The 9,905-nt window shown below is 53.3% G+C and carries 11 protein-coding genes; 3 read left to right on the top strand and 8 right to left on the bottom strand.

What is annotated here, in order from left to right; translation table 11 throughout:
* Nucleotides 1-250: IS3 family transposase (locus tag A3844_RS26495; RefSeq protein ID WP_143192169.1), on the top strand; the 250-nt coding region annotated here is incomplete at its 5' end.
* Between the two features lie 80 nt (nt 251-330).
* Here A3844_RS26495 and A3844_RS26490 read toward each other — a convergent pair.
* The 5 genes from A3844_RS26490 to A3844_RS32890 form a co-directional block, all read right to left on the bottom strand.
* On the bottom strand, nt 331-1,815 hold the full coding sequence (locus tag A3844_RS26490; protein ID WP_083607036.1) for a methyl-accepting chemotaxis protein: 1,485 nt from the start codon (nt 1,813-1,815) through the stop codon (nt 331-333).
* A gap of 170 nt (nt 1,816-1,985) precedes the next feature.
* Complete coding sequence (gene spoVAE / locus A3844_RS26485) at nt 1,986-2,336, bottom strand: stage V sporulation protein AE (protein ID WP_074085973.1); 351 nt, start codon at nt 2,334-2,336, stop codon at nt 1,986-1,988.
* The gene (gene spoVAD, locus A3844_RS26480) at nt 2,333-3,367 is read right to left on the bottom strand and encodes a stage V sporulation protein AD (RefSeq protein ID WP_074085974.1); all 1,035 of its coding nucleotides are present in this window, start codon (nt 3,365-3,367) and stop codon (nt 2,333-2,335) included. The genes spoVAE and spoVAD overlap by 4 nt, the downstream gene beginning before the upstream one ends.
* Nucleotides 3,364-3,864: a stage V sporulation protein AC gene (gene spoVAC, locus A3844_RS26475; protein WP_074085975.1), complete on the bottom strand. Its 501-nt coding sequence runs from the start codon at nt 3,862-3,864 to the stop codon at nt 3,364-3,366. Before spoVAC ends, spoVAD begins: the two co-directional genes overlap by 4 nt.
* 134 nt (nt 3,865-3,998) lie before the next feature.
* Entirely contained in the window at nt 3,999-4,151 is a 153-nt protein-coding gene (locus A3844_RS32890; protein WP_167374745.1) for a hypothetical protein, read from the bottom strand.
* A 167-nt stretch (nt 4,152-4,318) separates the two neighbouring features.
* On the opposite strand from A3844_RS32890, the gene A3844_RS26470 reads away from it, so the two are divergent.
* Both A3844_RS26470 and A3844_RS26465 read left to right on the top strand, forming a co-directional pair.
* Nucleotides 4,319-5,392 (top strand): M42 family metallopeptidase, encoded by a 1,074-nt coding sequence (locus A3844_RS26470; RefSeq protein ID WP_074085976.1) that lies wholly within the window; start codon nt 4,319-4,321, stop codon nt 5,390-5,392.
* Nucleotides 5,393-5,570: 178 nt separating this feature from the next.
* Nucleotides 5,571-6,005 (top strand): anti-sigma factor, encoded by a 435-nt coding sequence (locus A3844_RS26465; protein WP_167374744.1) that lies wholly within the window; start codon nt 5,571-5,573, stop codon nt 6,003-6,005.
* A 135-nt stretch (nt 6,006-6,140) separates the two neighbouring features.
* Here the strand turns inward: A3844_RS26465 and A3844_RS26460 are convergent, their stop codons facing one another.
* Genes A3844_RS26460 through A3844_RS26450 form a run of 3 tightly spaced genes read right to left on the bottom strand, consistent with a single transcriptional unit; the run spans nt 6,141 to nt 9,803 of the window.
* Entirely contained in the window at nt 6,141-7,286 is a 1,146-nt protein-coding gene (locus A3844_RS26460) for a mannitol-1-phosphate 5-dehydrogenase (protein WP_074109015.1), read from the bottom strand.
* The gene (locus A3844_RS26455) at nt 7,286-7,720 is read right to left on the bottom strand and encodes a PTS mannitol transporter subunit IIA (RefSeq protein WP_020432921.1); all 435 of its coding nucleotides are present in this window, start codon (nt 7,718-7,720) and stop codon (nt 7,286-7,288) included. The genes A3844_RS26460 and A3844_RS26455 overlap by 1 nt, the downstream gene beginning before the upstream one ends.
* Nucleotides 7,721-7,736: 16 nt before the next feature.
* Nucleotides 7,737-9,803 (bottom strand): BglG family transcription antiterminator, encoded by a 2,067-nt coding sequence (locus A3844_RS26450; protein WP_074103624.1) that lies wholly within the window; start codon nt 9,801-9,803, stop codon nt 7,737-7,739.
* Between the last annotated feature and the right edge of the window lie 102 nt (nt 9,804-9,905).

Genomic DNA, 9,905 nt, shown 5'->3' with positions numbered 1-9,905 from the left:
GGCGGTAGTCAAGGGAAAAGGCATTACCATGAGCATGTCCCGTAAAGGAACGCCCGCTGATAATGCCCCCATTGAGTCGTTTCATTCCACCCTAAAGTCTGAAACGTTCTACCTCGAAGATCTTATGTGTACAACGACTGCAATCGTTGAACAGACCGTTCGAGACTACATCACCTACTATAACTCAATTCGGATTCAGGCGAAACTAAATAACCAGTCGCCGGTGGATTTTCGGCGACTGGCTGCTTAAACTTGCAAGGTGTTTTGATCACTGTCTCACAAACAGGGGGCAGTCCCGTTCCCCCTCCCGGCTTCTAAGGTTTTCTTATTCTAATGTTGCTTGGAATCTTCGCCTGAACCGGAGACCAGATCGTTCAATCCTACAATCAGACTCTCCAGCTGTTTGAAGCTCTCCACCATATGATGCGTAATATTGCGCTGCTCCTCCACACCGGCCAGAATTTCTTCCGTCGCGGCGCTGGACTGCTCGGTGACACTGGAGAATTCGGTAATTTCGCCAACAACCTTTTCCGAAAAATGCTTCATGCCCGCTGAGCTGTGCTCAACATCCCCGGCCTGTGTCAGCACCTTGTGTGCATTCGTCTGAATGGACTGGAACACCTTTTCCGTATTCTGTGCAGATTCACTGCCCGTGTGCAGAATCTCAAGGCTCTGTTCGAACTGCGAGATTAGCCCTTCGGTCTGCTGCTGGAGACTGGCGAGGACCTCGCTGATGGAATCCGCAGTCTGTCCGGAGCTTTCGGCAAGCTTGCGCACTTCTCCGGCCACTACGGCAAACCCCCGGCCATGCTCCCCGGCGCGTGCCGCCTCTATAGAAGCGTTCAGGGCCAGCAGATTGGTCTGCCGTGAAATTTGCATAATGCTGTCCAGCATCTCGTGCATGTCCAGACTCCGCTGAGAGAATTCCTGCATCTGTTCCGAGGTATGGTTCATCACTTCACCCAGCTCGGCGAATTGTCCTGTGAGCAAGGAGATATTGCTGCTGCCTTGTTCGCTCACCTCTGCCGTGTCTGCAGAGAGCTGCTTCATCTCCTGGGAGTAACCGGCAACATCGCGGATATGCTGATCTGACACAGAGATGGACTCCGTGATTTCCGCGATACTGCTTGCCTGATATTCAATACCTTTGGATACCTCCTGAAACCCGATCACGACTTCATTGGTGATGGCATCGACCATCTCTACTTCCTCTTTGAAATTCCCGGTAAAAGCATACAAGCCGTCTACAGCTGATTTGACGCGGTCCAGCAGGTACTTCACCTGGGTGCCTGAAGCCTCTACCTCCTGCCGGTGCTGCTCACTTTGAATAAACAGTTTGCGGTTTACGATGGATACACCGAGCATGGCACCGCAGATCAGAATAAACATCCCAAAGCTGTCTACATAGGCCAGGACATCCGGATTCGCACCAGCCTCTGAGTGGCCCGATGTGATCTGAATGAAAATATTCACAGCATTAACACCAGCGGTAATCGCAAAATAATGATAGTTCGGATAGAACAGCAGCATCGAGCACAGCAGCAGCGCTGTCGCAATGTCATCCGTGCCCTGATTCATATAGACAGAGAGGGCTCCCATAATAACAGTAAACACCCAAGGTAAAACAAGAATTCCTTTTTTCTTCAAATGAAGTACAGTTGCCACCACACTTAAGGGAACCGATACAGCGGTTGTAATCCACAAGTCTGGAACTTGAAAAGCCAGAATCAAGCCGATCAGCGTAACCACCCAAAAGGCACAGATAATAATCTTGTTTCTCATCCAAATAATTTCTGTAAATCTTTGATTCTGCAAGTTACACTTCCCCCGTCTTCATTTATTGAACCTGTTCTTACGTTCTATATCGTCATTGTTCGACAGTTTTTTAACTGTAAATCTAATCAATCCGGCCCTTTTAATTCCTCTTCACGCAAAAAAAAGCCGCCAAACGGCGGCCCTAAAACAACTTTCATATATGCACTGCACTAGCCCTTCGGGCGCACAACAAGTGCAGCCAGGAACGAGAATACTATGGCAGCAGAGATCCCTGCACTGGTTACATCAAATATGCCTGTAACGACTCCAATCCAGCCATCCCGTTGCAGTTCGGTCAGAGCCCCGTGCACCAGGGAATTCCCGAAGCTGGTAATCGGTACCCCAGCGCCAGCGCCGGCGAACTTCACGAGCGGATCGTATAATCCGAAGGCATCAGCAGCCGCTCCGGCCACCACAAGCGTACTCATGGTATGGGCGGGGGTCAGTGCCAGCACATCCATCAGCAGCTGGCCGATGACACAGATCGCACCTCCGATCAGAAAGGCCCACAAATAGATCATGCCCTATCACCCCCCATCTCAAGGGCAACGGCATGGGCCACACAAGGAATGCTTTCTCCCTGCTGGTAAGAGAGCGGTGAGAGCAAGGCTCCCGTTGCCACAACCAGCACACGCTTTAACTCGCCTTTTTTCATCCGGTTAAGAATATGACCATAAGTTACCGTTGCAGAGCAGCCGCAGCCGCTTCCCCCGGCAATCACATATTTCTGCTTGTCGAGATCGTAGATCATCAGGCCACAATCGTTAAAAGTCGTCTGCTCCATAGGAATGCCCTCCTTGGCCAGCAGATCCTTCGCAATCGGCAGACCGACCGTAGCAAGGTCCCCTGTCACAATCAGATCATAATGGCCGGGGGAGAGCGCTGTATCGCGAAAATGTGCGGTTATCGTATCCGCAGCAGCCGGAGCCATGGCCGCTCCCATATTGAAGGGGTCCTTGAGACCCAGGTCCATAATACGTCCCATCGTTGCCATCACGACATGCGGGCCTTCTGAGGTTCCGTCATTGCGCCCGATAACTGCACAACCGGAGCCGGTTACAGTGTACTGGGCGGTTGGAGGCTTTTGCGAGCCATATTCCGTTGGATAACGAAACTGCTTCTCCACAGTACAGTTATGGCTGGAAGTGCCCGCCAGTGCGTATTTGCCGCCGCCGGAGTCTATGATCATCGAAGCAATGGCAAGGCTCTCCATGGAAGTGGAGCAGGCTCCGAATACCCCCAGATAAGGCACACCCAGCGTCCTTGCGGCAAAGGAGCTGCTGATGATCTGGTTCATCAGGTCGCCGCCGACAAAAAACTCTAATTTTTCCTGATCCAGCGCCGCATTCATTAATGCCAGCTTGGATGCTTTTTCGAAAAGGGCGCGTTCTGCCTTCTCCCACGTCTTCTCGTCCATCTTCAACGAATCGTAGATATAATCAAAATCGGAAGTCAGCGGGCCCTCCCCTTCCTCAGGACCCACTACCGCAGCGGAGCCGAGAATAACAGGTCGGGTAGTATACTCCCAGGTCTGGCTGCCAAGCTGCTTCACAAGTGCCCACCTCCAAAGCCCAGGATGGCATAGACTACACCCACAACAAATGCGGCGACCACCCCGAATACTATAACCGAACCGGCCAGCTTGAACATGTTCGCACCCACACCAAGCACAAGGCCTTCGGCACGGTGTTCAAGCGCTGCAGAGCACATGCTGTTGGCAAAGCCTGTGACAGGAACTGCTGTCCCTGCACCGCACCATTGCGCAAGTTTGTCATAGACGCCAAAGCTGGTCAGAATGACAGAGAGCAGGATCAGGACAGCTACCATTGGGCTTGAGGCTTCCCGTGCGGTCATATCAAAGATAGCCATAAAAGCCTCCTGAATGCCTTGTCCAATCACACAGATCAATCCTCCGGAGAGAAACGCACGCACACAGTTTTTGAACACCGGACGGCTGGGAACATAAGGCTTGGACAATTGTTCATAATCCTCCGGGGTCAAGGTATCAAGCCGCAGCTTGACACCCGATTTTCTAGTTTTTGCTGGCAAAAAGGGACACCTCCTGAAAAGGATGCGAAAGGGATGGCCTGTGTTATAGACTCAGGCTCTCCCTCCCGGATTATTCTTGGTTAGAAGTTTTTCCTTATTCTTCACCATTTCCGGTTTCGTTATGTCCCGCCAGCTCAGGTAAAATACAGCAGCAACACAATCAGCAGCACAAACAGAATCAAAATAAGCACGGCTTCGCGCTCTGCAATATATCGCAGGCCGCCTCTCCGCCGTATTCCCCGGTTGCTCACCCTGCCGGAGAAGCCCATTGCCCGGGCCCTGGGCATGCTTCCTGCCACCCTCATCCGCTTCGCATCCTTTCCCGGCCCCCCTGGGAGCCGCTGCTTTCATAGTATTCGCATCCCTAGTACCGGGTGTTCATTTTGCCCTTCAGTCATGGACAATTTGAGCCGCAATGTTCATACTAGATGATAGTAAAGGAGCGATATGAACAATGAATCCAGAAACACTTGAACTGTTCAAAACACTGACTGAATTTCGCGCCGCACCGGGCTTTGAGCGCGAATTGCGTGCTTATGTCAAAGATGCGCTGGCACCTTATACCGATGAGTTCGTGCAGGACCGCCTTGGCAGTCTGTTCGGCGTGCTCCGCGGTGAAGAGAATGGCCCGAAAATCATGGTTGCCGGACATTTTGATGAAGTCGGCTTTATGGTTACAGGCATTACCGACAAGGGCATGATCCGCTTTCAGCCTCTCGGCGGCTGGCTGGCTTCGGCAGTGGCTTCACAACGGCTGCAGATCGTCACCCCCAAAGGTGTACTGACGGGTGTTGTCGGCAGCACTCCGATCCATTTGATGAGTGACGATGAACGTAAGCAGCCAGGCGATATCCGTAAAATGTACATTGATATCGGTGCGGACAGCCTCGAAGAAGCACAGAGCTTTGGTGTAGCTCCTGGACAACAGGTTCTGCCGATCTGCCCGTTCACTCCACTGGCCAATCCTAAGAAGATTATGGCCAAAGCCTGGGATAACCGCTATGGCGTGGGGCTGGCAATCGAGCTGGTTCAGGCCCTGCACGGGAAGAAATTGCCTAACACCGTCTTCGCCGGAGCTACGGTACAGGAAGAAGCAGGCCTGCGCGGAGCACGGACTGCTGCTAATCTGCTGCAGCCGGATATTTACTTCGGCCTGGATGCCAGCGCCGCTGCCGACATGACCGGCGACCGCCAGGCGTTTGGACACCTCGGCCAGGGGGCCTTGCTGCGCATCTATGATCCGACCATGATCACGCACCGGGGACTGATTGAATATGTGCAGGATATGGCAGATACCCACAAGATCAAATATCAGTATTTCGTCTCGCAGGGCGGAACGGATGCCGGTCAGGTGCATGTCAGCGGTATCGGTGTGCCGTCTGCTGTCATCGGCATCTGTTCGCGCTACATCCATACCGCCTCTTCCATCATTCACAGCGATGATTACGCTGCTGCCAAAGAGCTGCTGATCAAGCTGGTGGAAGGGCTGGACCGCACAACACTGCAGACCATACTAGAAAACAGCTAACTTGTTAGGTATGTCATAAGGACAGGAGAACATACTTTACTGCTCCCCGGTAGAATGTTATTCGATGTTCCAAATTGCAAAACGGGCTGACCAGGAATACCTTTCCCGGTCAGCCCGTTTTGTATAGATCATGAATGCCTTTCAATTAGTTCCGCGAACGCACCTCCTGTGCTGCGCCGTGGGCATCCTGCTCCTGGGACTGTTCGGAACCGAGCCGGACGGGCGCTCGGAGCGCAACCGTTATGTGAGCAGCTATGAGCCGCAAGCGATGGAGGTGCTGAACAGGCCGGAGACCGTAGCGTACCCGCTGGACTGGAGCCGGAAAGACCAATTCTCCGGTAATGTCTGGTACAACGGCAGCTCCGGGGAGCTGTTCGTGCTGATCGAGGATGTCGCACTCAGCGACAATCGGTCCATTCAGGCCTGGGCTGTGAAGAACGGTAGCCGGAACACGCTGGGATTGGTTCAGATTGAAGACAGGAAGGGCCATCTGTATGTGAAGGGCAGCCAGCTGGGCGAAGCGGACAATATTGCACTGACCGTTGAGCCGACCGGCGGGAGTCTTAAGCCGACTTCTCCAGATGCAGCCTGGGTCCATCTGCTTAAACGGTAAGTCAAACCTTCCGGCCTAACCACAGGTATTTCCCATCCATCGATGGAGACCTTAATTCGCCAAACCACAAAGGGGTTCTGCGCCTCAGCCGATACATGAGCTGACGGAAGCGCAAACCCCCTGTTGATATAGCTTTTATTTTAATTTGGCATACTCTGCCATTACCGACTGATGTACCGCATGGTCAGCAGCGATGCCTGTGTATTTCGTTACCGCAGCTTCGGTGCCAAGCTCTGTAATTGCAGCTTGAAGCTCTACAGCTTCGGGATCATCCTTCACATCAAACAGCAAGGCTCCGGCCATCGAACGGGTAAGGGCTGTATAGCCCAGTCCTCTGTCATAAGCCTGTAGCGCCGGTGAGACCAGACGGTCATTCGGAGACAGCTTGCGCAGCGGTGAGCGGCCTACACGGGACACTTCATCCGTCAGCGCCGGATTGCGGAAACGCTCAAGGATTTTATCGATATACTTGCTATGCTGCGCTTGATCGAAGCCATGCTTTTGTATCAGCACCGCACCGGTCTCCTCTAACACTTCTCGCACCTGAGCAGTCAAAGCCTCATCAGCCATAGCCTGCTGGATCGTCTCATACCCGCGCAGATAACCGAGATAAGCAGCCGAGCAGTGTCCCGTGTTCACCGTGAACAGTTTACGCTCAATGTATGGCTCCAGATTATCCACATAATGAACGCCTTCAACAGGGACATAGCCCGGAATCATCTGCGAGGAGTCGATCACCCACTCGTAAAAAGGCTCTACCACTACCTTCAAAATATCCTCATGCTGCTGCAGCGGCACAATCCGGTCCACCGCCGCATTCGGAAATGCTACAGAGGCGTCCGCTTTGGCGCGGGACTCCTCGTCCAGCTTGGCGTATACCAGCTCTTTGAGCTGGGCGCTGCCGCCAATAGCGTTCTCGCAGGCAATGACATGCAGCGGAGCTGCGGAGACAGCCACCCGTCTGCGGATGCCTTCCGCTACTGCACCGGCAATATGCTTCAGGATCGTGACCCCGACTGCCGTCGTTACGAGATCGGCCTCCGCAACAGCCGCTGCCACTTCCTCCGCATGGGTTACACTACTTAACGCAGTCACATTCTTGACAATGACCGTTTCCTGGCCCTCACTGGCCAAGGTCACCGGATACTCTTTGCGCTCCTGGAGCTGGGATACAAATGCCTCATTGACATCCACGAAGCATACTTCATACCCCGCCTGCGACAGCAGCAAACCGATAAAGCCTCTGCCGATATTGCCCGCTCCGAAATGGACAGCTTTCATTACTCCAGTCCCCCTTCAAAAATAGCAATAACATCAGCCGGCGTAGGTGCATTCATGACCCGTTCAATCGCGTCATCTTCCGTGAAGATCATCGCCACATTCGTCAACACTTCCATATGGCCATCACCTGCGGCTGCAATGCCAATGACCACAAACGCAGGCTCATCTCCGCCAAAATCCACGCCGTCCGGGAAGCGGATGACTGACAATCCAGTAGATTTGATAAAAGGTCTGGCTTCCTTAGTGCCGTGTGGAATCGCTAGGCCTCCGCCCATATAGGTGGATACCACCTCTTCGCGTTCCAGCATCTTCGGCACATATTCCTCCGTTACATGTCCGGCATCGACTAGCAGCTTTCCGGCCATAGTGATCGCTTCATATTTATCTTTGGCGGCACCGTTCATAATCACTTTGTTTTCAGACAGTATACTCATATGGTTTCTCTCACTTTCACATTTTATTTTCGAAAAAATGAAGCAGCTCAGACGACAAATACCGCCTGATCTCAGGCTCCGTCCGTTCCTCCAGCAGTTTGACCAGCTCCGAATTCAGCAGAAGGGCGCTGATCTCGCTAAGCACCTCCAGGCTTTCCTTGGACAGCTTGCGCGGGGCAAGCATCAGCAGAATGACACGTACCTCAGTTCCGCCTTCCAAAAGCACCGGCTGGCGCAGCCGGTACAGCGTCAAAGAAGACATATGCACATGACTGCTGCGGGTATGAAACAGCGCAAGTCCTGTATCCGGGATCACCTGGCTGGCCATGCGCTCCCGCTCAAGCAGCCGTTCCAGCAGAATGTCGGCATCATCGATTACCCCGCTGCCGTTCAACAGATTAAGCATCCCGGACAGTGTCCCGGATAAAGACAGGCCGCTGTTGTCGAGCGGATGGAAGCGGAATCGCTCAAGCAGACTGACCATTTCATCCAGTATCCCTTTGTAGCTCTTCAACCGGCTTAGCGCAGCTTCTTCCCGGCTGGTATTGCCGGATTCCTGAGGCGCGGCCGTGTCCTGCTCGTTGAGTGTTATATTGTGAATATAATTCAGCAGCTTCTCTATCTCATCCCCTGTAAGCAAGGGGCTGATCTTGATATAGCGTTCCTTGTCGATCGGCAGATCAATCGTTGATATAATCAGGTCATAGTCCATATCCGGCAGACGGGCGGCCTCATACCAGGAGATGTTGCCGAGAACCTCAATCTGCGGCATTTCCTTGGCCAGCCTAGTGGCAAGCAGCCGGGAAGAGCTTAGTCCGCTGGCGCAGACCAGAATGGCCCGGACACTGCGCCTGAGCTGGTTCAGCCTCTCCACGGATGCGCCAAAATGCATCACCAGAAAACCGATCTCTTCGTCAGGAATGGTTAGCTCCAGCTTCATATCCTGGGCGGCTGCCCGGACAACCGTAAATAAATATTCATAATCTTTGCGGATAGGTCCAAGCAGCGGATTCCGGATACGCGTACCTTCCCGGATGCGCTTCAATGCCGGGTCCATATGCTCCAGCAACCCTTCACGCAGCGAACGGTCTCTCTGAAAAGGCAGCCCCGTGCGCTTGGCAACACTCTCTGTCAGCCTGTATACCATCTCCATCAGCTCAATATCGCCGTAGGCAAACCCGCTAGAGGAAAATGAGTCCTGTACACGGTCAAACAATCCGGCAAAATAGAGAATTTCTGCCCGGGGGAATTCCTGTCCGAGCACTGTTTCCAGACGGCTCACGAACTGCTCGGTCCCGGCAATGTTGCGGTGATCAGATAACCGGGAGTATCCGGCTTCTTCGCCGCTAACCATTCCCCGGCCGATCTCGATCCGCCGGGTGCTCACGGCCAGCCCCAGCAGCATCTCCATGTAGACAATTTCGGGAAGCTCTGCGGTCCACTTCCATTCCATGTCCCACAGCATACTCTCGACGCTCATCAGATTGGATTTGCCGACTGTAGTGAGAAGTAGGCGGAAGACCGGATTGCTCTCAGTCTGCGGAGTATGGCCCACCAGATCGGACAGGTCCAGGTGCTCTGCTGCCAGCCGGCAGATCGCCCGGCGCTTGTCAACCTCAAGACCTGTAATTTCTACACCATATCCTCTCCTTCGGACCAGCTCCAGACCGAATTTGCGGACCCACGGTTCCAGTTCGTCCAGATCATAGCTGATGGTAGCAACCGTAACCTTAAGCGAATGGGCCAGCGTGAACAGCTTCACCGGTTCTTCAGCCTCCAGCAGCAGGCAGAGTTCAAAGATTTTGCGGTCTTCCCCGGAATACTCCGCAGGCTTTTCTTCCCGCAAAAACAGGCGTAGCTCCGCAAGAGCCGGCTCCGGGCCACTCAAAGCGATGCCTTTTCCTGATTTCCGGATCAGATCAAGCCCAAACTCCCCAAGCAACTGCTCAATATCCTCCATCTCCCGGTGAACGGTTCTCACGCTCACTCCGATAGACTCGGCGATTTCAGCGGCGGTGATCTCCTCGTTTACACCCAAGAGGAGCCATAGGATCTGGCGCTGCCTTGCGGTTATTTTCTTCATAGCCTGTGTACCCTCGCCTTAACTGGAGACAAACGCTGGCTTGTGAAGGCCAGCGTTTGTCTCCTAATTTAGCTTTATACAGATTGGACCTTCATAATGTCA

This window comes from Paenibacillus helianthi (assembly GCF_001909055.1).
Lineage (GTDB): Bacteria > Bacillota > Bacilli > Paenibacillales > Paenibacillaceae > Paenibacillus_AQ > Paenibacillus_AQ helianthi.
This window is presented reverse-complemented; position numbering and strand designations above follow the sequence as displayed.